At 68.1% G+C, this 23,667-nt stretch carries 16 protein-coding genes; 11 read left to right on the top strand and 5 right to left on the bottom strand.

Going from position 1 to position 23,667, the window contains the following annotated elements:
* The first annotated feature begins 4 nt into the window (after window positions 1-4).
* Together AB4083_RS13800 and AB4083_RS13795 are read left to right on the top strand one after the other, a co-directional pair.
* Window positions 5-2,341 (top strand): family 20 glycosylhydrolase, encoded by a 2,337-nt coding sequence (locus AB4083_RS13800; RefSeq protein WP_441608552.1) that lies wholly within the window; start codon window positions 5-7, stop codon window positions 2,339-2,341.
* Window positions 2,338-3,399, top strand: coding sequence for an acyltransferase family protein (locus AB4083_RS13795; protein ID WP_441608551.1), 1,062 nt, complete (start codon window positions 2,338-2,340; stop codon window positions 3,397-3,399). Before AB4083_RS13800 ends, AB4083_RS13795 begins: the two co-directional genes overlap by 4 nt.
* 123 nt (window positions 3,400-3,522) lie before the next feature.
* On the opposite strand, the gene AB4083_RS13790 is transcribed toward AB4083_RS13795, so the two are convergent.
* Window positions 3,523-6,816 (bottom strand): TonB-dependent receptor, encoded by a 3,294-nt coding sequence (locus tag AB4083_RS13790; RefSeq protein ID WP_441608550.1) that lies wholly within the window; start codon window positions 6,814-6,816, stop codon window positions 3,523-3,525.
* A gap of 372 nt (window positions 6,817-7,188) precedes the next feature.
* Between AB4083_RS13790 and AB4083_RS13785 the strand changes: the two genes are divergently transcribed.
* A complete protein-coding gene (locus tag AB4083_RS13785) occupies window positions 7,189-8,937 on the top strand; it encodes a glucan ABC transporter ATP-binding protein/ permease (protein WP_441608549.1) in 1,749 nt (582 codons plus the stop codon).
* Window positions 8,938-8,971: 34 nt separating this feature from the next.
* Here the strand turns inward: AB4083_RS13785 and lptG are convergent, their stop codons facing one another.
* Together lptG and lptF are read right to left on the bottom strand one after the other, a co-directional pair.
* Entirely contained in the window at window positions 8,972-10,075 is a 1,104-nt protein-coding gene (gene lptG, locus AB4083_RS13780) for an LPS export ABC transporter permease LptG (RefSeq protein ID WP_441608547.1), read from the bottom strand.
* Window positions 10,075-11,184: an LPS export ABC transporter permease LptF gene (lptF, locus tag AB4083_RS13775; RefSeq protein WP_441608545.1), complete on the bottom strand. Its 1,110-nt coding sequence runs from the start codon at window positions 11,182-11,184 to the stop codon at window positions 10,075-10,077. The genes lptG and lptF overlap by 1 nt, the downstream gene beginning before the upstream one ends.
* 101 nt (window positions 11,185-11,285) lie before the next feature.
* Here lptF and AB4083_RS13770 point away from each other — a divergent pair, with 101 nt between their 5' ends.
* Both AB4083_RS13770 and AB4083_RS13765 read left to right on the top strand, forming a co-directional pair.
* Window positions 11,286-12,776 (top strand): leucyl aminopeptidase, encoded by a 1,491-nt coding sequence (locus AB4083_RS13770; RefSeq protein WP_441608543.1) that lies wholly within the window; start codon window positions 11,286-11,288, stop codon window positions 12,774-12,776.
* Window positions 12,777-12,787: 11 nt separating this feature from the next.
* Window positions 12,788-13,210 (top strand): DNA polymerase III subunit chi, encoded by a 423-nt coding sequence (locus AB4083_RS13765; protein WP_441608541.1) that lies wholly within the window; start codon window positions 12,788-12,790, stop codon window positions 13,208-13,210.
* Between the two features lie 173 nt (window positions 13,211-13,383).
* On the opposite strand, the gene AB4083_RS13760 is transcribed toward AB4083_RS13765, so the two are convergent.
* Window positions 13,384-16,977 (bottom strand): two-component regulator propeller domain-containing protein, encoded by a 3,594-nt coding sequence (locus AB4083_RS13760; RefSeq protein WP_441608539.1) that lies wholly within the window; start codon window positions 16,975-16,977, stop codon window positions 13,384-13,386.
* A gap of 129 nt (window positions 16,978-17,106) precedes the next feature.
* Here AB4083_RS13760 and AB4083_RS13755 point away from each other — a divergent pair, with 129 nt between their 5' ends.
* From AB4083_RS13755 to AB4083_RS13735, 5 genes are all read left to right on the top strand, one after another.
* Complete coding sequence (locus AB4083_RS13755; protein ID WP_441608537.1) at window positions 17,107-18,570, top strand: GTPase; 1,464 nt, start codon at window positions 17,107-17,109, stop codon at window positions 18,568-18,570.
* A gap of 203 nt (window positions 18,571-18,773) precedes the next feature.
* Window positions 18,774-19,421 (top strand): YceI family protein, encoded by a 648-nt coding sequence (locus tag AB4083_RS13750; protein WP_441608535.1) that lies wholly within the window; start codon window positions 18,774-18,776, stop codon window positions 19,419-19,421.
* Window positions 19,418-19,993, top strand: coding sequence for a cytochrome b (locus AB4083_RS13745; RefSeq protein ID WP_441608533.1), 576 nt, complete (start codon window positions 19,418-19,420; stop codon window positions 19,991-19,993). The genes AB4083_RS13750 and AB4083_RS13745 overlap by 4 nt, the downstream gene beginning before the upstream one ends.
* Window positions 19,993-20,559, top strand: coding sequence for a YceI family protein (locus tag AB4083_RS13740; protein ID WP_441608531.1), 567 nt, complete (start codon window positions 19,993-19,995; stop codon window positions 20,557-20,559). The genes AB4083_RS13745 and AB4083_RS13740 overlap by 1 nt, the downstream gene beginning before the upstream one ends.
* A complete protein-coding gene (locus AB4083_RS13735) occupies window positions 20,559-21,914 on the top strand; it encodes a DUF697 domain-containing protein (RefSeq protein ID WP_441608529.1) in 1,356 nt (451 codons plus the stop codon). Before AB4083_RS13740 ends, AB4083_RS13735 begins: the two co-directional genes overlap by 1 nt.
* Here the strand turns inward: AB4083_RS13735 and AB4083_RS13730 are convergent.
* A complete protein-coding gene (locus AB4083_RS13730) occupies window positions 21,901-22,146 on the bottom strand; it encodes a glutaredoxin family protein (RefSeq protein WP_441608527.1) in 246 nt (81 codons plus the stop codon). The two genes, AB4083_RS13735 and AB4083_RS13730, sit on opposite strands and share 14 nt — an antisense overlap.
* Before the next feature lie 101 nt (window positions 22,147-22,247).
* Here AB4083_RS13730 and AB4083_RS13725 point away from each other — a divergent pair, with 101 nt between their 5' ends.
* Complete coding sequence (locus AB4083_RS13725; protein ID WP_441608525.1) at window positions 22,248-23,630, top strand: L-serine ammonia-lyase; 1,383 nt, start codon at window positions 22,248-22,250, stop codon at window positions 23,628-23,630.
* The last annotated feature ends 37 nt before the right edge of the window (window positions 23,631-23,667 follow it).

Raw genomic sequence — 23,667 nt, 5'->3', positions numbered from 1 at the left:
GGACATGAGCCTGCGCGCGCTTAGCTTCTGCACTCTGTTTTCCTGTTCGTGCCTGGCGTTTGCCCAAGGCGGCGAACCGTCGCTGATTCCCCGACCCTCAGCGGTGGACATCCGCGACGGCCAGCTGGCCATCAGCCCCGTGGCGCTGCTGCGCGTCGACCCAGACGACGCGTCCTCTCTTCGCGTCGCCCGGGCCCTGGCGCAAACGCTGGCACGATACGGTGGCCCGTCCCTGCACGTCGTCGATGGATCGACGGCGCGGGGACGGGCGGCCACGGAAAGCGGCGGCATCGTGATCCGCCTGGATGCGAAGGCGGCGGTGACGCAGCGCGAAGGCTATGTGCTCGACATAACCCCCAACGGCGCCAGCCTCACCGCGCGCAACGAAGACGGCCTGTTCTACGGCGCGATGAGCCTGGCCCAGTTGCTGCTGCCCGCGGGCGATCGCCAGATCGCCACGCTGCCTGCCGCCCGCATCGCCGATTGGCCGCGCTTCGCCTGGCGCGGCCTGATGATCGACTCCGCCCGGCATATGCAGAGCGTGCCGGAGCTGGAGCGCATCCTCGACCAGATGGCACTGCACAAGCTCAACGTGCTGCATTGGCATCTCAGCGACGACCAGGGTTGGCGCATCGAGATCAAGCACTACCCGGAACTCACGCGCATCGGCGCGTGGCGCACGCCGCCGGATGCCGGCAAGGATGGCGAACCGAAGCGCTATGGCGGTTTCTATTCGCAGGACGACGTCCGCCACATCGTCGCCTATGCAGCGGAACGCCATATCACCGTGGTGCCCGAGCTGGACATGCCCGGGCATGCACAGGCCGCCGTGGCCTCGTATCCCGAGGTCGGCGTGACCGGGCAGCGCCCGGCGGTGTCAGCCGACTGGGGCATCAATCCCTATCTCTACAACGTCGACGAGCCGACCCTGCATTTCCTGGAGAACGTGCTCGACGAAGTGATGGCGCTGTTTCCCTCGCGCTATATCCATCTCGGCGGCGACGAAGCGATCAAGGACCAATGGGAAGCCTCGCCGGCGGTGCGCGAGCGCATGCGCGCGCTGGGCCTGAAGAACCCCGAACAATTGGAGAGCTGGCTGATGGGCAGCCTCGGCCGCTACCTGGACCAGCACGGCCGCCGCCTGATCGGCTGGGACGAGATCCTCGAAGGCGGCGTGCCAGGCGATGCGGCGGTGATGTCCTGGCGCGGTACCAAGGGCATCGACAAGGCCACGCGCGCCGGGCATGACGTGGTGGTGGCGCCCGATCCGTATCTCTACTTCGATTACGTGCAGAGCGGACGCCTGGACGAAACCGCCGGGCGGCTGCCGGTACAGACGCTCAAGAGCGTCTACACCTTCGACATCCTGCCGCCCGGCTTGCCGGCGAAGCAGGCGGCACGCGTGCTCGGCGCGCAGGCCAATGTGTGGAGCGAGCACATGCCGAGCGCGGCACACCTCCAGCACGCGATCTTCCCGCGCCTGGACGCGCTGGCCGAGAACGCGTGGACGCCGACCGCACGGCACGATTGGCAGGACTTCCTGCAGCGCCTGCCGGAGCAGCTGGAGCGCTATCGGCGGGAAGACATCGCCTACGGCGACAGCGCTTACGCGGTGGATATCGAGGTCGATCGCGCGCAGGCGTTGCGCGATGGCAAGGCGCAGGTGCACCTGGCGAACCAGCTTGGCAAGGGCGAGATCCGCTACACCCTGGACGGCAGCGAGCCTTCGATGGTCTCGCTGCTGTATCGGCAGGATTTCACGGCTCCGCTGCCGGCCACCATCAAGGCGGCAAGCTTCTCCGCTTCCGGCACGCTGTTGGCGGCGACCCGCCAGCGCAGCATCGACGCCGCCACGCTGCACCGCGCCGACGGCAGCGAACTCAAGGCCTGCCCCGCCAAGGACATCGACGAGATGCGCGCGCAGCCGACTCCTGACGCCACCTCGCTGCAGCCCGTCTACGTCATCGACAACTTCGACACCTGCCGCCTCACGCCAGCGCTGAATGCGGATGGCATGCGTTCGGTGGCGGTCGAACTGGCGCGGCTGCCGCGCAATATTGCGCTTGCTCACGACGCTCACCTGATCGTCCCGCGCCAGGCCGCCACGCCACACGGCGAACTGGAATTGCGCCTGGATCGCTGCGACGGCAAACCGTTCGCCGTGCTCCCGCTACCGGATCCGACTACGTCGCCCGCGCACTTCGTCCTGGACGCAGCGCTGAGCGCCAACGGCACGCACACCCTCTGCCTGATCGTCACCGGTGCGCCCGCCAACCCCTATTACGGCGTAGGCAGCGTGCAGCTGGACAAGGCGGCGAAAGCCAACGGCGGGCACCGATGAGCACGCGCCTCGCCTCGGTCGACGCCCTGCGCGGCTGCATGGTCGCGGCGATGCTGCTGGTCAACGATCCCGGCGACGAGAGCCACGTCTATGCACCGCTGGCGCATGCGGCGTGGCATGGCTGCACGCCGACCGACCTGATCTTTCCATTCTTCCTGTTTATCGTCGGCGTATCCACGGCGCTGGCCTTCGAGCCGAAGCTGGACCAGGGTGCGCCGCGCGGGCAACTGTTGCGCACGGCCCTGTTGCGCGCGGCGCGCATCGTCGCCCTGGGCCTGGCGATCCATCTGCTCGACGTATCGGTCTCGGACAGCCACCTGCGCATTCCCGGCGTACTGCAGCGCATCGGGCTGTGCTTCGCCATGGCGAGCGCATTCGCGCTGTATGCGGGGCCACGTGCGTGGTGGGCGGCCATCGTGGCGCTGACGCTTGGCTACTGGTCGCTGCTATCGACCGGCGGCACGCTGGAGCCGCTGGCCAACCTGACCGACCGCATCGACACCTTCGTGTTCGGCCACGGCACCTATCAGTTCGATATCGCCACCGGCCGCGGCCACGATCCCGAAGGCCTGCTCAGCACCCTGCCCTCGCTTGCCACCTGCCTGGCAGGGTTGTGGGCGGGCCACATGCTGCGCGCAGGCCGCACGCGCCAGCTCGTCATCGCGGGCATCGCCCTGGCCGCACTGGCCTGGCTATGGTCGTACGCGCTGCCCTTCAACAAGAACCTGTGGACGTCGCCGTTCGCGCTATGGACCGCCGGCTTGGCGATGCTGGCGCTATGGCTGTTCCACACGCTGGTCGACCAGCGCGGCTGGCCGCCGCTCGGCCGCCGTTTCGGCATCAACGCGGTTGCCGCTTATGCAGGTGCCGAAACCATGCAGACGCTGATGCCGCTGGTGCTCGCGCCGGAAGTCCTGGCCGCCACGCTGAACCGGTGGGCTGCCGCCTGGAGCGTCGATCCGCGCATCGCCTCGCTGGCCTATGCACTGGTCTTCGTAGGCCTGTGGTGGTTGGTCGTCTATGCGCTGGACAAGCGCAGGCTCTACATCAAGCTCTGACACCCCACCAACGTAGGTTGGGGTGAGCGCAAGCGAACCCCAACAAACGCCCGACGTGGCATGACGCTTGTCAGGGCTCGCCCCCCGGCTCACCCCGACCTGCGGGTGAGCCGGCACATCCACTCAGAACGTATAGCGCAGCGTCGCCTGCACCGACCACCGCGACTGCGCGCGATCGTCTTCCAGCACATAACCGCCGCTGTTGAAGTTGCCGTTCTTGTCGGTCGGCAACGCATACACGTACTTCCCGGTCGCCGGATCGACACCGGCGAAGTTGGCAAGGCTGCGCATGTACGGATAACCCACGTCGCGCACCTGGCCCCAACGCTTGTTGACCATGTTCAACACATTGAACAGATCCAGCCGAAGCTCACCCTTGTTGCCCTTGAACAGGCCGGGGATTTCCTGGCGGAACGCCAGATCCAGTTCGTTCACCCACGGCGAGTGCGCACCGTTGCGGCCGGCGACCTTGCCCTGCTGGTCGCGCAAGTAATCGTCGCGCTGGATAAACGCATAGAACTGGTCGATCGCCTGCTGCGGCGTGCCCTTCTGGAATAGCACTTCGCCCGCGCGCGGGATGTACATCAGCCCCGGTGGCGCCGACAGGCCGGCGGGCTTGATGCCGCTGACGTCATTGCCGAACACCCAGCTATACGGCTGGCCGGTATGACCGTCGTAGAACGCGCTAATGCTGGTGGCGTAGTCGCCGAAGAAGCGATGCTGCCAGGTCAGCGAGGCGACCACGCGACGCGCGATCTCGAAATTGCTGTGGCTGGCCTTGTCCGCATTCGGCTGGTACACGGCGTCATTGGCCCAGGTGCTGGCGGCCACCTTCTCGTTGCCGGAGCTGACGTCGGTGGAGCGCCCGAACACCACGCCCAGCGAGCCGGACCAGTCGGAGTCGGCGGTGAACGGCCGGCTGAGCTTGAGCGTCAGGTAATCGGCCGAGCCGTTGCGGGTGTTGCTGAGGTAGATCACGTTGCCGAAGCGCTGGTCGCGGTTGGCACGGGCGCTGGCGCAGCTGCGGTCCGCGGTGGCGCACAGCGACTGGCCGGTCGGGCTCTTGCCGGTGACCAGGAAGGCGTTCGGGTCGGTGGTGTTCCAGTAGTTCAGGCGGCCATCTGGCAGCGCGCCGTTGGCACGGCCGAGATTGAGGTCCTGGAAGTACACGGCGTCACGCGTGGACAGATGCTCCACCTCGGCGGTGAACACGGTGTTCCACCACGGCAGCTGGCGGTCGAAGCCCAGGCTGGCCTTCCACACCGACGGCATGCGGAAGCGCGCATCGGTCACGTCCACTTCCGGCGAGCCACCCTTGCGCGCGCCGGCCGGGATCAGCGGGTTGTTCGGGTCGGCCGAGAAGCCGACGCCGTTCGACGCCGAATAGCTGGTCAGCGACACGCCATTATTGGTGTACGGATTGGACAGCCACACGCCCGGAGGTGCGCCCTCGGACAGGCCCACGCCGCCGCGCAGCTGCATCGCGCGCTCGCCATCGAAGCTGTAGTTGAACGAGATGCGCGGTTCGAACAGGCCGTTGCCGTCGAAGCTGGAGTTGTTCGGCGTGCCCGGATAGGCGGCATTGAACACCGGATTGGCCAGCGGCGAGCTGCTCACCTTGGGCAAGTCGTAGCGGAAGCCGTACTGCAGCGAGAGGTTGCCGATCTGCCAGGTGTCCTGCGCGAAGAAGCCCCACTGGTTCAAGGTCCAGCGCGCGGCGATGCTCTGCAGGTCGCCGTCGGTGGGACGGAACACGGAGTACTGGAACCAGTTGCCGGCAGCGAAGGCGTCGATGCTGGGGAAGGTGTACGCGCCGAACTCGGTACGGCCGAACAGGTTGTAGAACTTGTCGCGCTGGAAGTCGAAGCCGACCTTCACGTTGTGGTCGCCCAGCGCCCAGGTGCCGGCGAAGAAGGTGTTGAGGCTCTTGATGTTGAGGATGTTGTAGTGGCGGAACTCTTCCTCGCCCAGGTACACGCTCGGCCCGGTGATGGTGCTGCCGCTGATGTTGCCATTGGTGAACACGCGCACCTGCGGCTGCTGCGCGAACGGCACCGGCGTCGCGTCATAGGTGGTGTAGGACACCGCCGCCTCGGTGGAGAAGCTGTCGGTCCACGCATCGTAGGCATTGAGCACGTACTGCTTGCTCTCGCGGTGCTTGGTGAACCAGTAGCTGGAAAGGCTCAGGCTCGGCGTGGTCGACGACGTGCTGTAGCCATTGAGGTTGGGCTGGGTGCTCTTCACGCGGTCGAAGCGGAAGCTCACGCGATGGCCGTCGGCGATGTTCCAGTCCAGCTTGAACAGCGCGCGCTTCTCGTCCTGGTCGGCGCCGGCGGCGTTGACCCCGCCGGGCTTCATGCCGCGCTGGCTGGCGATCTGCGTGATGCGGTCGATATCGGCCTGGGCGATCGGCACGATATTGCCCTTGCCGGAACCTACCGGGCCGAAGTTCGGCGCGGCGGCGATCGTCTTGGATTCCTCGACGTTGGCGAAGAAGAACAGCTTGTCCTTGATGATCGGACCACCGAAGGTGGCACCGCCGGTCCATTGGCGCTTGTAGCCGGTGAACTGGTTGCCGGCGCGGTCCTTGCCCACCCAGCCGTCGGCGTTGCGGTAGGCGTAGTAGGTGGAGCCGTGGAAATCGTTGGTGCCGCTCTTGGTGACGATGTTGATCGCCGCGCCCACCGCGCGCCTGTTGGCCACGTCGTAGTTGGCGGTGGAGATGTTGTATTCCTCGATCGCATCCAGCGCCACCGGCTGGTTGAGCGCCGGCAAGCCGTTGTCTTCCAGGCCGAACGAGTCGTTGGTCGGCACCGCGTCAATGCTGATGTTGTTGTAGCGGCTGTTCTGGCCCAGTGCGGAGATCTCGCCCTTGCTCTTGTTGGTGACCGTGATCATCGGGTCCATCCGCGCGATGTCCTGGATCGAGCGGTTAGGGATCGGCAGCACCTTCAGCTCGCGCTGCGAGACATTGGTGCTGATGCCCTTGGCGTCCGGCTGGAAGATCTGCGCCATCGCCACCGCCGAGCTGTCGGCGCTGACCTGCACGCCCTGCAGGTTGGTGGCATTGGCCGCGGCGGCGCCGAGGCTCAGGTCCAGCGTGGTCTCCTGCGCCAGCTGCAGGTACACGCCGTCCTTCTCGGCGGACGCCTGGCCGTCCTTGCTCACGGTGACGTCGAACGGACCGCCCACGCGCAGGCCCTGCGCCTTGTAGCGGCCGTCGGCGTCGGTGCTGACCACCTGGGTGGTGCCGGACGGCACGTGCACGATCTGCACGCGCGCACCGGCCACGGGCTGGCCCGCGGCGTCGAGCGCACGGCCGCTGAGCGAGGAGGAGGTGTTCTGCGCGAAGGCCGGAGTGGCCAGCAGCGAGGCGATGACGAGCGGCAACAGCCGCGCACGCGGACTGACGTTCATGTCGTTCCTTTTCCCTTTATTCGGCGGACCGGGCCGCCCCCAGAAAGCCACCCGAAAATGGGGTGGCGAAAACGGCGGAGATTAGAGGGGGTTTGTGACGGGGAGGTGATGTGGCCGTCACAGTGCGCGAGATAGAGCCCCTCTCCCGTCGGGAGAGGGGTTGGGGTGAGGGTACGGGCGGAGTGGGACGCTTCACTCCGGCCGTACCCTCATCCGGCTGCCGCCACCTTCTCCCGGAGGGAGAAGGATTCCAACTTGGAAGTGGCCTCAGATTGCCAACCGCTCTAGTCAGAGTGGCCGAATTCCAGCCCCGCGCCGCGCCATGCGATGCTACGCGCCACGCGATACCGCGCCTTACGGGAAGCTGCCGACTTGTCCTTCCTGCGCCTCTACCTGCGCGTGCTCGGCCTGCTGGCGCCGGAGCGCAAGCTCGCCATCTCGCTGGGCCTGGCCAACCTCGCCCTGGCCGGCGTGTTCTTCCTGGAACCGGTGCTGTTCGGCCGCGTGGTCGATGCGCTGGCGGCGCCGTCCCCGGCCGGCGCGCCGCGGCTGATCGCGTGGTGGGCCGCGGCAGGTTTCGGCGGGGTGCTGGCCGGCGTCTGGGTCTCGCTGCATGCGGACCGCCTCGCCCACCGCCGACGGCTGGCCGCAATCGCGCTGTTCTTCGAGCATGCGTCGGCGCTGTCGCTGGGCTTCCACAGCGAACACCACACCGGGCGCCTCGCGCGGATCATGAACAACGGCGTGGGCAATCTGTTCGGCTTGTGGCTGGGCTTCTTCCGCGAACAGCTCGCCACCTTGCTGGCGATCCTGGTGATGATCCCGCTGGCGCTGTGGATGAACTGGAAACTGGCCTTGCTGATGGTGGCGCTGATGCTCAGCTTCGCCACCTTCAATGCCATTGCGGTGCGCCGCACGCACCGCGCGCAGGGCGAGGTGGAGGAGCTGCACCATCAGATCGCCACCCGCGCCGGCGATGTGTTCGGCAATGTCACGGTGGTGCAGAGCTTCACCCGCCTCGCCGCGGAATCCGCCGCGCTGAAGGACATGATGCGGCGCGTGCTGGATGCGCAGTATCCGGTGCTGCGCGGCTGGGCGATCCTGTCGGTGCTCAATCGCGCGGCCAGCACGCTCACCATCGTTGCGATCTTCGCGCTGGGCAGCGCGCTGCATGCGCGCGGCGAGGTGACGGTGGGCGGCATCGTCAGCTTCGTGGGTTTCTCGATGATGCTGATCGGACGGCTGGAGCAGCTGGCCAACTTCATCTCCGGCCTGTTCTTCCAGAGCCAGTCGCTGCGCGACTTCTTCGCGGTGCTGGACGAGCGCCCGGCCATCGTCGACACGGTCGACGCCAAGGACTTGCCCGCGGTGCGCGGCGAAGTGGCGTTCGAGCACGTCAGCTTCGGCTACGACCCGGTGCAGCCCGCGCTGCACGACCTGAGCTTCCGCGCCGAACCCGGCAGCACCATCGCCCTGGTCGGCCCCACTGGCGCCGGCAAGACCACGGCGCTGAGCCTGCTCTACCGCGCCTACGATCCCAGCGGCGGGCGCATCACCATCGACGGCCACGATATCCGCGAGATCACGCTGGAATCGCTGCGCTGGAGTATCGGCGTGGTATTCCAGGATCCGGGCATGTTCTACCGCTCGATCCTGGACAACCTGCGCGTGGGCAAGCCCGACGCGGATCACTCCGAGATCGAGGCGGCCGTGGTCGCGGCCGAGGCAGCCGCCTTCATCGCGCGCAAACCCGAAGGCTACGAAACCATGGTGGCGGAGCGTGGCCGCTCCCTCTCCGGCGGTGAACGGCAACGGCTGGCGATCGCCCGAGCGATGTTGAAGAACGCGCCGATCCTGGTGCTGGACGAAGCCACCAGCGCGCTGGACAACAGCACCGAGGCGCGCATCCAGCGCGCACTCGATGCGCTGACGCGTGGACGCACCACGTTCGTGATCGCGCATCGGTTGTCCACCGTGCGCAATGCCGATTTGATCCTGGTGCTGGATCAGGGGCGGCTGGTGGAACAAGGGCGCTTCGAAGAATTGATCCGGCGCGGCGGGTTGTTCGCGCGACTGGCCGAGGAAGGCAAGTTCGCGCCGGATGCCGAAGAGGTGAAATAGTGAACAGACCGCGTAGATTGGGGTGAGCGGTAGGTCAACCGTGTTTTCGGAAATACAACCACGCCGCCACGGCCAGGATCACCGCCGGCAACAGATTCGCCAGCATCGGCGGCACGCCGTAGACGGTGCCGAAGTTCACCATCGCCTTCTGCAGGAAGTACCAGCCGATGGCGAGCAGGATGCCGATGAACATGCGCTTGCCCAGGCCGCCGGAACGCAGGGTGCCGAAGGCGAACGGCATCGCGCACAACACCAGCACCAGCACGTTCAGCGGATACAGCGCACGCGTCCAGAACGCCACCGCGTACACGCCGGGGTTCTGGTTGTTCGCTTCGAGGTAGCGGATATTGCGGCGCAGATCGCGCATCGGCAGGTATTGCGGCTGGATCACCGACTGCTCCAGCACCTGCGGGTTGAGGCTCGAATCCCATTGTTCCTGCGGGCTCACCTTGCTGTGCGTGCCGGCGTCGTCGAGCGTGGTGCTGCGCACGTCGCTCATGATCCAGTGCCGGCCGTCGTGCTCGGCGGTCTTCGCCCAGTCGAAGCGGGTGAGCTGGCCGTCCTTGCTCAGCGTGAACACGCGCACGTCGGCCAGCTGCACCGTGCTGCGCTCGTCGTGCTGCTTGGCCATCGCGGCCTTGGCGTTGATCACGCGGTCGCCGTCGCGCGCCCACAGGCCCATATTGCCGGCCATGCCGATGTTGCTGGACTTCATGCGCAGCTGCATCGCCTGCGCCTGGCGGTCGCCCCAGGGCGCGGCGGTTTCGCCGAGGATCACCACGCCGAGGATCATCACCGCCACCACGCCCACCGCCGACACGCCGATGCGCAGCTTGGACATGCCGGCGGCGCGCAGCGCGGTCAGCTCGCCGCTGGCGGCCAGGCCGCCGAGGCCGAGCAGGCCGCCGATCAGTGCCGAGTGGCCGAACATCTCGTACATGCGGCGCGGGAAGGTGACCAGCACGTACACCACCGCATTGGTCAGCGTGTAGCCGTTCTTGCCCACCGCGCCAAGCTGGCGCAGCAGTTGCAGCACCGCGTCCAGGCCGGTCAGCAGCAGCCACACGGTGAACAGCGAGCCGAGCACCGTGGTGCCGATCAGCCAGTCCACCCGCTTGAGCCGCAGCGACACGGCCATCAGGCTTTGCCCTTGCGCGGGGCGCGCGCCACGTACTGGTTGCGGAACATCCACGCGGCGCCGCCCAGGATCAGCAGGCTCACCAGCCACAGCGGCCCGGCATTGTGCCAATGGCCCTTGATGATCTGGCCGCGGCACAGCGCCAGCAGGTTGAAGTAGAGGAAGAACGCGGCCACCGCCAGCATCATGCGGCCGTAGCGCGGCTCGCGCGGGCTCTGCTTGGACATCGGCAGCGACAGCATCATCAGCACCACCGCCATCAGCGGCACGGTGATGCGCCAGGCGAATTCGGCGCGCGCGTCGGCGCTGGTGACGCGCGACAGCGCGATGGTGTCCAGGGTGTGCGCGGGATCTTCGTCGCTGTCGTCGTTCTGCACGTTGGACAGCGCTGCGTCGTTGCGCGCGTAATTCAGCTTGCGCCAGTTGTCGGCGCCCAGCGGTATTTCGTACTGCCAGCCGTCGTGCAGCGAGAGATAGCGGCCGTCGCCGCTGCTGTCCTGGTAGAGCTGGCCGCTGCGGCCGGTGACCACTTTCAGCACCGGCGGACCGTTGTCCTTGCCGGCGCGCTCGGTGACCATCAAGGTGCTGCCCAGCACGCTGCCGTCGCGGCTCAGGCTGTCGACGAAGATGATGCCGCCCTTGCCCGGCAGCTGGGTGAAGCGGCCGGCATCGAGGCCGGCGGCGATCACCGAGCGGTTGGCATTGGCCACCAGCGCATCGGAGGTGCGCGCCGCCCACGGCCCCAGCCACATCGACACGATGCCTGCCAGCAGCGCCAGCGCCAGCGCCAGCAGGCCGACCGGACGCAGCAGGCCCATCGGTCCCATGCCGGACGAGGCCAGCACGTGCATTTCACTCTCGCGGTACATGCGGCCCAGCGCCCAGAACACGCCGAGGAAGCCAGCCAGCGGCAACAGGTTCGAGAGGCCGTCGAGCATGTTCAGGCCCAGCACCTGGAACATCACGCTGGCGGGAAAGCTGCCGTTGGCGACCTGCTGCAGCACGCGGGCGAACGCCGAGCCGGCCATGATGACCAGCAGCACGATAGCTACGGCAGCGACCGTCTGGGCCAGTTCCCGCAGGAAGTATCGGTCGAGGATGCTCAGCATGAGGTAAAGTTAAGGGCTCCGTGCCGCTCCCCGCTCGGGTCCGGCAAACCCCAAGTCTAGCCTGTCCGCCGCTCTGGCAGGACCTCCGCAGGATCTTATCAATGACGCTTCAGTTCAGCCTCGGCCCGGTCGCTCCCGAAACCGTCGACACCCCCTGCCTGGTGGTCGGCGTGTACGAGAACGGCGTGTTCAGCAGCGCGGCCGCCCGCCTGGACACAGCCGCCCAGGGTGCGCTGAAGCGCCAGGTCGAAAGCGGCGACATCAGCGGCAAGGCCGGCAGCACCAACCTGCTGTTCGCACCGGAGGGTGTGGTCGCCCGGCGCGTACTGGTGGTGGGCCTGGGCAGCCAGAAGTCGTTCGACGGCGCGCGTTTCCATAAGATCTGCCAGGAAGCGGCCCGCGCCCTGGGCCGGCTGCCGATCGAGGCCGCGGTGTCCTGCCTGACCGAGGTCGACGTGCCCGGCCGCGACGCCGCCTGGCGCGTGCGTATCGCCGCGCTGGCCGCCGACCACGCGTCCTATCGCTACACCGCCACCTTCAAGCCGCGCGAGAAGAGCACGCAGCCCGAGCTGGGCGCGCTGGCCTTCGCCGGCTCCGACGAAGGCAAGGCCGGCCTGGACCAGGCCGCCGCCATCGCCGAGGGCGTGCGCTTTGCCCGCGAGCTGGCCAACCTGCCGCCGAACATCTGCAACCCGGCGTATATCGCCAACCAGGCGCAGGCCTTCGCCGAAGGCCATGAACAGGTCGAGTGCCGCGTGCTCGACCATGTGGAAATGGAAACGCTGGGCTTCGGCTCGCTGCTCGCGGTCGGTCGCGGCTCGGCCAACAAGCCCAAGCTGGTGGTGCTGGAATACAAGGGTGGCGTCGAGGGCGACAAGCCCTACGCCTTCGTCGGCAAGGGCATCACCTTCGATACCGGCGGCATCAGCCTGAAGCCCGGCGCCGGCATGGAAGAAATGAAGTACGACATGGGCGGCGCGGCCGGCGTGCTCGGCGCCTTCGTCGCCACCGTGAAGATGGGCCTGCCGGTCAACCTCGCCTGCGTGGTGCCGGCGGTGGAGAACATGCCCGACGGCGACGCCTACCGTCCCAGCGACGTGCTGACCAGCCTCTCCGGCCTGACCATCGAAGTGCTCAACACCGATGCCGAAGGCCGCCTGATCCTGTGCGACGCGCTCACCTACACGGCGCAGACCTTCCAGCCCAAGGTGCTGATCGACGCCGCCACGCTCACCGGCGCCTGCGTGGTCGCGCTGGGCAAGCACGCCACCGGCCTGATGAGCAAGCACGACGACCTGGCCGCCGAACTGCTCGCCGCCGGCGAGGCCTCGCTCGACCGCGCCTGGCGCCTGCCGCTGTGGGACGACTACCAGGTGCAGCTCGATTCCGGCTTCGCCGACGTGGCCAACATCGGCGGCAAGAACGCCGGTGCGATCACCGCCGGCTGCTTCCTGGCCCGCTTCACCGAAGGCCAGCGCTGGGCGCATCTGGATATCGCCGGCACCGCCTGGGACGAAGGCCGCAAGGGCATGGCCACCGGCCGCCCGGTGCCGCTGCTGGCGCAGTGGCTGCTCGACCGCGTCGCCGAATAAGCAGGCACCCAATGCCCCGCGCCGACTTCTACCTGATCGACAAGCCGCGCTTCCGCGAGCAGCCCCTGCTGCTGGTGTGCGAACTGGCCAAGCGCGCGTTCGCGGCGCAGCAGCCAGCGCTGGTGCTGGCTCGCGATTTCGAGCAGGCCGAGGCGATCGACCAGCTGCTGTGGGATTTCGACGAGGACGCCTGGATTCCGCACCAGATCGCCGGCGATGACGACGACGACAACACCGCCGTGCTGATCGTGCCGCCCGGCGTGGAGACGCCGGACCGCCCGATGCTGATCAATCTGCGCGAGACCTGCCCCGCCGGACGCTACGAACGCGTGCTGGAAGTGGTCGCGGCGGAGCATGCCGAGCGCGAGGGTTCGCGTACGCGCTGGGCGGAGTACAAGCGGCTGGGGATCGAGGTCGCCAAGCACGATATGTGATGGAAGCCCCTCTCCCATCGGCGACCCGAAGGTAGTCCCCGTGGAAGAGAGGGGTTGGGGTGAGGGTACGGGCGGAGCGCAAGAGTGATGTGCATCGCTCCGGTCGTACCCTCATCCGCCTGCCGGCACCTTCTCCCGGTAGGAGAAGGATTCCAAATTGAAACGCGCGGTGATTACGCGGCCGGTTCGACGTTTCGCTCAGCCACCACGATGCCCGCCAGCGCTTCCGCCAACTGCTCGCCCGTCAGCGGCTTGCGCAGGAAGCCATCCATCCCCGCCGCGCGCGCACGCTCTTCCTCGTCGCCGCCCGAACGTGCGGTGATCGCGATGATCGGCAGATGCGCACCGTTGCTTTCGCGCTGGCGGATCAGCCGCGCGATCTGGAAACCATCCACACCGGGCAGGTCCAGATCCAGCAGCATCGCGTCGACGTCGTTCTGCGCCAACTCGGTCATCGCGGCCAGGCCGTTGCCGACGTAGCGCACCAGATGGCCCTGCCGTTCGAGCAGGCCGCGCACCACCGCCGCGATGATCGTGTCGTCCTCCACCAGCAGCACGCGCAGGCCGGTGGCGCCGGTGGCGCGCACCGGAGCGGCGCTGGCCGCGGCCTCCTCCTGCACCACTTCCAGCGGCAGGTGCACGTGGAAGCTGCTGCCGTGGGCGACCTTGGATTCGAGTTCGATATGGCCGCCCATCAGCGCCACCAGCTCGCGGCAGATCGCCAGCCCCAAACCGCTGCCGGCGCGGCGCTGCGGTCCGTTGGCCTGCTCGAAGCGCTGGAACAGCCGTGCCTGGCTGGCTTCGGGAATGCCGGGGCCGGTGTCGATCACGCTGAAGCGCAATTCGTTGCCTTCGCGCCGCGCGCGCAGGATCACGCTGCCGCGCTCGGTGAATTTCAGCGCGTTGTTGGCCAGGTTGAGCAGGATCTGCTGCACGCGCAGCGCATCGCCCATCACCCGCGCCGGCAGGTCGTCGGCGATCTCCAGCTTGAAGGCCAGGCCCTTGCTGCGTGCCTGGCCCTGTTCCAGCGCGGCGATATCGCGCAGCAGCGCGCGCGGATCGAACGGCGCCAGGTCCAGCGACAGTTTGCCGGCCTCGATACGCGCCAGGTCCAGCGCGTCGTTGAGCAGTTTCAGCAGCATCTTGCCGGAGCGCTGGATCGCCTCGGCATATTCAACGTGCTGCGCGCCCAGACCACTATTGAGCAGCAGCTCGGCCATGCCCATCACGCCGGTCATCGGCGTGCGGATCTCATGGCTGAGCGTGGCCAGGAACTGCGTCTTGGCCGCGCTGGCCTGCTCGGCGAGGCGGCTGCGCTGTTCGGCCAGTTGCATCTGATGGCGCTGCGCCAGCCGGCGGCGCCATACCAGCAGCGCCATCCAGGCGAACATGGCCACCGCCAGCACATACATGCACCAGGCCCACCAGCGCTCCCACGGCGGCGCCTGCACGTGCACCTGCAGCGGCGCGGAGATGCGTCCCCACACGCCGTCGGCGCCGGCGCCCATCACGGTCAGCGTGTAGTCGCCCGGCGGCAGGCTGGCGAACTCACGTTCGCCGCGCGTGCCGGTGTCGACCCATTCGGTATCCAGGCCTTCCAGGTGGAAGCGATAGTGGTTCACCGCCGGATCGATATACGAGAACACGCGCGCTTCGATATTGAGGCCGCGCGCATGCCAGTCCAGCTCGAGCGGTCCATGGCCGAGCGCAGCCGGCTGCAAGCCGTTGCGGCCGCGCACGCTCACGCCGGTGATCGCCACCTGCGGCGACGGCGCCTCGGCTTCGTCCAGGTCGGGATTGAAAGCGACCACGCCGCCCATGGTCGGCGCATAGATATAACCATCCGCCATGGCCGCGTAGCCGCGCACGAATTCGCCGTTGCTCAAGCCGTCCTGCAGGCCGAAGGTGCGGAAACTGCCGCTGTCCGGATCGAAGCGGCGCATGCCGTCGCGGCCCAGCATCCACACGCGTCCGCGGTGATCCAGCGCCAGGTCCGCCACGTTCGCCGAGGGCCAGCCCTGGCGCGCGTCGACGCGGCGTTCCAGCACGAAGTGCTCGCCTTCGCGGCGATAGCGCTCCAGGCCATCCGGACGCGCCATCCACAGATGCTTGCTGTCGGGAGTGAAGATGAAGGCGTCGACCTTGCGGTCGTTGCGGATGCCCGGCACCGGCTCGAAATGATCGTAGCTGCGGTCCAGCCGCCACAGGCCGCCGTCGCTGGCGTACCAGAACACGCCGTCGATCAAGGTGAGCTGCGCACCCCAGCGCGTCTTCTCTTCGGCGGGCAGGAAGCTCACCGGCGTCACTTCGAGCGTGTCCTGGTCCACCCGGAACAAGCCTTCGGTGAACGTACGCGCGTACAGCTTGCCGTCCGGGCCGACCTCCACTTCCAGCGGATGCACCATGCCGCGTTCGGCGGTGGGCACCTTGTCCAGCTTGCCGCGGGCATAGCGATACAGGCTGCCCTGGGTGGCGACCCACAGGCGGCCCTGGTCGTCCTCGGTCATGCCGCTCACGTCGCCGCGCATTTCGGTGATGACGTGTTCGGCCTTGCCGGTGACCGGGTCGAGCTTGTCGACGCGGCCGCCGCGCTCGCCTACCCACACGCGTCCGTCGTGGCCGCGCGCCATCGCGGTGGCGACACCGTCGCGCAGGCTGTCGGCGTCTTCCGGGATATGCGTGAAGCGGCTGACCCCGCCCCAGCCCGGCGCGAGATAACCCACGCCGCCATCGAACAGCGCGACCCACAGGCCGCCTTCGCGGTCCTGCTTGATCGCCCACACCCAGGTGCCAGGCAGGTTGCCGTACAGCAGCGGCTGGTCCAGCAGCTTCTTGACCGGGCCGCCGGGCCGCATCTGCAGATACAGGCCCCGCTGCGTGCCGATCCACAGGCGCCCGGCGCGGTCGCGCACGCTGCTGAGCACGTTGAAGTCGGCGATGTCCTTGCAGAACTTGCGCGCCACGCCGTCGGCGCCGATCACCAGCAGGCCGTGCGCCGCGGCGACGCGCACTTCGTCGCCGTCGCCTTCGATGCGCCACACCGAGATGGTTTCCTTCGGGTCTTCCTGCGGCACCTGGCTCATGCGGCCGTCCGGCTCGCGCACGTAGACGCCTTCCTCGGTGCCGATCCAGATGCGGCCCTTGGGATCCATATACAGCGCGCCCACCGCGCCGAAGCCGCTGGGGTCGTTGCTCGGCGGCGGCGCGGCGATGTGGTCGAAGCCGCTGCCGTCCGGCCGCATGCGGTCCAGGCCGTGCTGGGTACCGATCCACAGCGCACCGTCCGGGCCGACGATGGCATCCCATACCTTGTCGCTGGCGATGCTTTCGGGGACGGCCGGATCGTGCGCCCAATGCTGGAACGTCTGCGTGGCCGGATCGAAGCGGTTGAGGCCTGCTTCCAGTCCGGCCGCCCACAGCTGGCCCTGGCGGTCGAACAGCAAGGTGGCGATGCCGTTGTCGTGCAGCGAGCGCGGATCGTCCGCCACATGGCGGTACACCTTGAAGGCCACGCCGTCGTAGCGCGCCATGCCGCCCTTGGTGCCGAACCACATGGCGCCGTCCGGCGCCTGCGCCACGGCATACACGCTGCTGCTGGGCAGGCCATTGAAGGTGCCGTAGCGGCGGAATTGCGGCGTGGGCAGCACGCCGGCCGCGGCGGTCGACGCCGCCGGCGCCGGCGCCGAGGCACGCCCTTCCGCGGCCTTGTCGGCGACGGATGCCGATGGCGCGAGCAATGCCATGCCCAACAGCAGTGAAGACAACATGAATTTCCCCCTAAGCAGGCGGATCATGCCAAATCGGACAGACGGGTACGAGAGCAGAAGTGTGAAGATTGCCTTCACCGCGAATACCGCACGCGTAGCGCTTCCGAGGCCCCGCATAGAATGCCCGTCATGCCCCGCCGCTCACGCCTGCTGATTGCCGCGCTCGCCCTTGCCGCCCTGGCCTGGCTGCTGTTCGCCGCGGCCGAACGGGCGCTGGCCCTGGCCCAGCGCTTCCTGCAATTGCCGGCCTGGCTGCAATGGACGCTGGGCAGCGCGCTGGGCCTGTTCGCGCTGGCCGGCCTGGCGGTGCTGTGGTGGGTCCTGCGGCCCCGCCGTGCGCGGCGCGCGGTCGCCGCGCCGGACCGCGGCACGCTGGAACGGCGCATCGATCAATTGCATACGCGCGGCGCCGACACCGGCACGCTCGCCGCGGAACTGGGCGAACTGGACCGCCGCCGCGGCGAGGCGCGCGTCTACGTGGCTCTGTTCGGCGAGATCTCCACCGGCAAGTCCACCCTGCTGCGCGCGCTCGCACCGCAGGCCAGTGTGGCCAGCGATGCGCGCGGCGGCACCACGCGGCAGGTGGTCCATATCGACGGCGCACTGCCCGATGGACGGCCGCTCACCCTGGCCGACGTGCCCGGCAGCCGCGAAGCCGGCGGCGAGGCGCGCGAAACGCTGGCGCGCGACGAGGCGCTGCGTGCGCATGTGGTGGTCTATGTCTGCGCCGGCGACCTCACCCGCAGCCAGGCGCAGGAGGTGCGCTGGCTCGGTGAGTTCGGCAAGCCGCTGCTGGTGGTGCTCAACAAGGCCGACCAGTGGAGCGCGACGGAGCTGGCGTCATTGCTGGAGCGCCTGCGCAAGCAGACGGCCGACGACGCGGCGAGCGTCGTTGCGGTCAGCGCCGGCGGCAGCGAGCGTTTCCAGCGCGCGCTGCCGGATGGTGGCGTCGAACAGGTCGAGCGCCAGCGCAAACCCGCCATCGATGCACTGTGGAAAGCACTGACCCGACTGTCCTCTCCCGGCGCCGAAGGCCTGGAAGGACAACGCGAACGCGCCGTGCTCGCCGGCCTGCACGAACGCATCGGCAGCATGGAAACGCAGACCCGTGCCCTGGAAGCCCAACGCATCGTGCGCCGCTACGCACGCCGCGCGGTGATCGGTGCGCTGGCCGCGATCGCACCCGGCAGCGACCTGGTGATCCAGGGCGCGCTGGCCACCGCGCTGACCCGCGAACTGGCCAGGCTTTATGGCGTACCGGTGAGCGACGTGCAGATCGACGATTTCCTGCGCCAGGCGCGGCTCACCCTGCGCACCGGCAGCTCCCTGGTGCTGGCCATCGCCGGCAATGCGCTGAAGGCGTTTCCCGGCCTGGGCACGCTGGGCGGCGGCGTGCTGCATGCCTTCGCGTATGCGCTGATCTTCGACAGCCTGGGGCAGGCACTGGCCGCCTCGCTGGCCGAACGCGAATCGCTGGACCAGGAGGATGCGGCCGGCAAGCTCAAGGCTCTGCTGGCCGATGGCAGCGGGGCGCGCATGAAGGAACTGGCGAGCCTGACCCTGGACGCGTGGAAGGAAAAAGCGCAGCCGTAGGTTGGGGTGAGCCGCAGGCGAACCCCAACGATGCGATGCGTTCGGGCGCAGGCATGTTGGGGTTCGCCTGTGGCTCACCCCAACCTACGCCGGTCTCATATGCACTTACCCATAGCGTCGCCGCCAACGCCACGCCAGAGAAACAATCCGTTCGGCGTCCGCCCGCTGGCGCCCCCTTCCGCCTTCGGCCAGACTTCCCCGTCATGTCCTTCGCCCGCGCCATCGCCCTCACCCTGATCCTGGCTGCCTGCGCCGCCGGCGCGCACGCCGCGTCCTCGAGCTACCGCTACGACACCACTCACAGCCAGATCGTTTTCAGCATCGACCACAACGGCTACTCGCGACCGTTCGGACGGTTGCATATCGCCAAGGGCTGGCTGCGCTTCGACCCGGATGACTGGAGCCGCTCCGCCACCGAACTGGATATCGACCTCGCCTCGCTGGACCTCGGCGACGCGGACTGGAACAAAGCCGTGCTCGGCGGGTCGTACCTCGACAGCGCGGGCGCCCGCTACGCCCATTTCGTGTCCACCTCGGTGGAGCGCAAGGACGGCGACCACGGCGTGCTGCGCGGCAAGCTCACCCTGCGCGGCGTGACGCGCGAAGTGGAACTGCCGTTCAGCGCCAATCGCGTGGGCAAGACCATCTACGGACTGCATACCGTGGCCGGCTTCTCCGCGCGCACCACGCTGGACCGCAACGACTTCGGCATCACCGCCAATCCCAACTCGATCGGCCGCACGGTCACGGTATGGCTGGAGCTGGAAGCCATCCTCGACGACGCACCAGACAACGCACCAGATAACGTACCTGACAACCAGCAAAGCAATCCGGCCAAGGAGACACCATGAGCCTGCGCAGCAACGACCGCCAGTGGGGCTCGGTCGCCAAGTTCTTCCACTGGACCGTGGCCCTGCTGATCATCGGCAACGGCATCTTCGGCCTGTGCATGGACCTGGCGCACGGCCCGATGCAGAAGATCAACTGGCTGGCCCTGCACAAGTCGATCGGCCTGACGGTGCTGGCGCTGTTCGCGCTGCGCCTGCTGTGGCGGCTGAGCGATCGGCGGCCCAGGGAAGACGCCGCGCCGCGCTGGCAGCAGCTGGCCGCGCATACGGTGCATGGGCTGCTGTATGTGCTGATCGTGGCGCTGCCGCTCAGCGGCTGGTGGTTCAATTCGATCGCCGGCAAGCCGTTGCAGTTCTTCAAGCAATTCAACCTGCCCGCGCTGGCGCAAGCCAATCCCGACATGAGCGGCTTCGCCGGCGAGGTGCACGAGTATCTGTTCTGGTTCCTGGTCGCGCTGCTGGTGGCTCATATCGGCGGCGCGCTGAAGCATCATCTGAAAGACCGCGACAACACCCTGCTGCGCATGCTGCCCTTCCGTCGCCTGCGCGGCGATACCTCTCAAGGAGACCGCTGATGAAACGCCATGCCTTCGCCCCGCTGTTGCTCGGCCTTGTTCTCGGATCGGCCCTGCCCGGCCTGGCCGGCGCCGCCGACTATGCGGTGCAGCCCGCCGGCAGCACGCTGGGCTTCGCCAGCAGTTTCCAGGGCGCGTCCTTCAACGGCACGTTCGGCAAGTTCACCGCCGCGATCAGCTATGACGCCGCCAAGCTGGCCAGCTCGAAGTTCGACGTCGACGTCGACCTCGCCAGCGTCAAGACCGGCGACAAGGACCGCGACGGCGCCCTGCCCGGCTCCGACTTCTTCAACGTCGCCAAGTTTCCCAAGGCGCACTTCGTCACCACCGGCTTCCACCAGAACGGCGCGCAGGTGATCGCCGACGGCAACCTCACCCTGCGCGGCGTGACCAAGCCGGTCAGCCTCAACGTCAGCTTCAAGCCGGCCGGCGCGGGCGCCACGCTGGACGTGAGCGGCACGGTCAAGCGCCTGGCCTTCGGCGTGGGCGGCGGCGACTACGCCGACACCTCGGTGATCGGCGCCGACGTCAAGGTCAACGCGCACCTCGTACTCACCGCCAAATAATGACCGGCGACGCGCTGTGGCGGCGCCTGCGCGGCTGGCTGACCAAGCCAGACGAGCACGGCGCTGCCGCGGCACCGGCGGCGCAGCACGCGCAGGCGCGCATGGCCGACAGCCTGCGCCGCCTGCTGGATGACCCGGGCATCCCGCCGGCCATCCGCGAGGAACTGGCCGGCGACTTCGGCCGCATCGAAAGCATGCTCGAGCGGCTGCAACGCGGCGAGCTGCACGTGGCGGTGTTCGGCCGCGTCTCCGCCGGCAAGTCGGCACTGGGCAATGCGCTTCTCGGCCGCGAAGCCTTCACCGTCGGTGTCCTGCACGGCACCACCACCCAGGCCGAGCAGGCCGCGCTCGACGAGGCGCGCGAAGCGGGCCTGGTGCTGATCGACACACCCGGCATCAACGAACTGGATGGCGAGGCGCGCGAGCGGCTCGCCTTCGAAGTCGCCGAAGTGAGCGACCTGGTGATCTTCGTCGCCGATGGCGATCTCACCCGCGACGAACTGGATGCACTGAAGACACTGGCCGCCACCCAGCGCCCGGTGCTGCTCGCGCTCAACAAGGCCGACCGCTACGCGCCCGCCGAACGCGAGGCGCTGCTGGCGCAGTTGCGCGAACGCGCGCACGGACTGGTGCGCGAGGACGACGTGGTCGCCGTCGCTGCGCGTCCCACCCCGCAACGGCGCAGCGAAACCGACGAACACGGCCGCGAACATCTGCGCGAACTGCCGGCGCCGCCGGAGGTGGCGATCCTGCGCGAACGCCTGCTCGCCATCGCGCGGCGCGAAGGCAAGACGCTGTCCGCACTCAACGCCGGCCTGTATGCCAGCCGGCTCACCGACCAGGTCAGCGCGCGCATCGCCGAGAGCCGGCGCCGCCTGGCCGACAAGCTGATCCGCAACTACTGCCTGGCCAAGGGTGTGGCGGTGGCGCTCAATCCGATCCCGGTCGCCGACCTGCTTGCCGCGGCAGGCATGGATGCGGCGATGGTGCTGCAACTGTCGCGTGTGTATGGCCTGCCGCTGACGCGTGCCGAATCCGGCCGGCTGGTGGCGGTGATCTCCGCCCAGCTCGCCGCCTTGATGGGCGCGGTGTGGGGCATGCAGCTGGTCGCCTCGGCGCTGAAGGGTGTGACTGCGGGCCTGTCGGTGCTGGTCACCGCGGCCGCGCAGGGCGCCCTGGCCTGGTATGCCACGGTGCTGATCGGGCGCGCGGCGGAGCGCTACCTGGTCGCCGGCAAGTCGTGGGGCGAACTGGGGGCGAAGCGCGCGGTGGCGGAGATCGTCGCCGGGCTGGATCGCGATTCGATCCTGCGCGAGGCGCGCGAGGAGATCCTGCAGCGCCTCAGGTCGCGTTGATCTTCATTGCCAGGAAGGTGCGCACCGCCGCCGCATCGAACGGCCAGTCCAGCTCCCGCCCGTCGCGTGCATCGCGCAGCACCGGCACGCGGGTGCCGTAGCGCTCTTCCAGCTCCTGCGCGTCGTCCACCCATACGCTGTCGAAATCCGGCGCGCGCGCCTCGGCCATCACGGCCAGGGCCTGGTCGCACAGGTGGCAGTAGTCGCGCTGGTACAGGATCAGGTCGGCCATGGGGGAACAGGCATAGGGGAACAGACGGCAGCGTACGGACTGCGGGGTCGCAAGGGGATGCGTAGAATAGCGGGTTCCCCACCCAGCCCCAGCACATCGCCATGGCCGTCAGCGTATTCGACCTCTTCAAGATCGGCATCGGGCCGTCCTCCTCGCATACGGTGGGTCCGATGCGCGCCGCCGCGCGCTTCGCCGAGCGCTGGCTGGACGAGAAAGGCGTGCTCGGCCGCGTCACGCGCCTGCGCGCGGAGCTGTTCGGCTCGCTGGCCATGACCGGCCGCGGCCACGGCACCGACAAGGCCGTGCTGCTGGGCTTCGAAGGTGCGCACCCGGACACGGTCGATCCGGACCGCATCCCCGAAACGCTGGAACGCATCCGCCACAGCAAGCGCCTGCGCGTGCTGGGCAAGCACGAGATCGAATTCGACGAGAAGCGCGACCTGGTCTTCAACAAGCGCCAGAAGCTGCCGTTCCACACCAACGGCATGCGCTTCACCGCCTACGACGCCGAAGGCCATGAACTGGGCACGCGCGACTACTACTCGGTCGGCGGCGGCTTCGTCGTCAACCAGGACGAGGCAGCCGAAGACCGCATCGTCGCCGACACCACCGCCCTGCCCTATCCGTTCTCCACCGGCGACCAGTTGCTGGCGCTGTGCGAACAGCACCAGCTGACCATCGCGCAATTGATGATGGAGAACGAGAAGGTGTGGCGCAGCGAAGCGGAAACGCGCGCCGGCCTGCTCACCATCTGGCAGGCCATGCAGGACTGTGTCACCCGCGGCCTGCGTTCGCCCGGCACCCTGCCCGGCGGCCTGAAGGTGACGCGCCGCGCGCCGGCCATGGCGCACGAACTGCGCAACGAGCCGGAGGCGGCGCTGAAGGACCCGCTCACCATCCTCGACTGGGTCAACCTGTACGCGCTGGCGGTGAACGAAGAGAACGCCGCAGGCGGCCGCGTGGTCACCGCGCCGACCAATGGCGCGGCAGGCATCGTGCCGGCGGTGCTGCACTACTACCACCGCTTCTGCCCCAAATCGAACGACGACGGCGTGATCGAATTCCTGCTCACCGCCGCCGCGGTCGGCATTCTCTACAAGGAGAACGCTTCGATCTCCGGCGCCGAAGTCGGCTGCCAGGGCGAAGTGGGCGTGGCCTGCTCGATGGCGGCCGGCGGCCTCACCGCCGCGCTGGGCGGCAACGTGCTGCAGGTGGAGAACGCCGCCGAGATCGGCATGGAACACAACCTCGGCCTGACCTGCGATCCGATCGGCGGCCTGGTGCAGATTCCCTGCATCGAGCGCAATGCGATGGGTTCGGTGAAAGCGATCAACGCCAGCCGCATGGCGCTGAAGAGCGACGGCAAGCATCGCGTGTCGCTGGACAAGGTGATCGCCACCATGCGCGACACCGGCCGCGACATGAAGGACAAGTACAAGGAAACCTCGCGCGGCGGCCTCGCGGTGAACGTGATCGAGTGCTGAGGCGCGGGTGACGGCACGGCCGTAGCGCCGCTGTCAC

It is taken from the genome of Dyella sp. 2RAB6 (assembly GCF_052115385.1).
In the GTDB taxonomy this organism is placed as follows: domain Bacteria; phylum Pseudomonadota; class Gammaproteobacteria; order Xanthomonadales; family Rhodanobacteraceae; genus Dyella_D.
The sequence above is the reverse complement of the archived record's forward strand: the minus strand, read 5'-3'. Positions and strand labels throughout refer to the sequence as shown.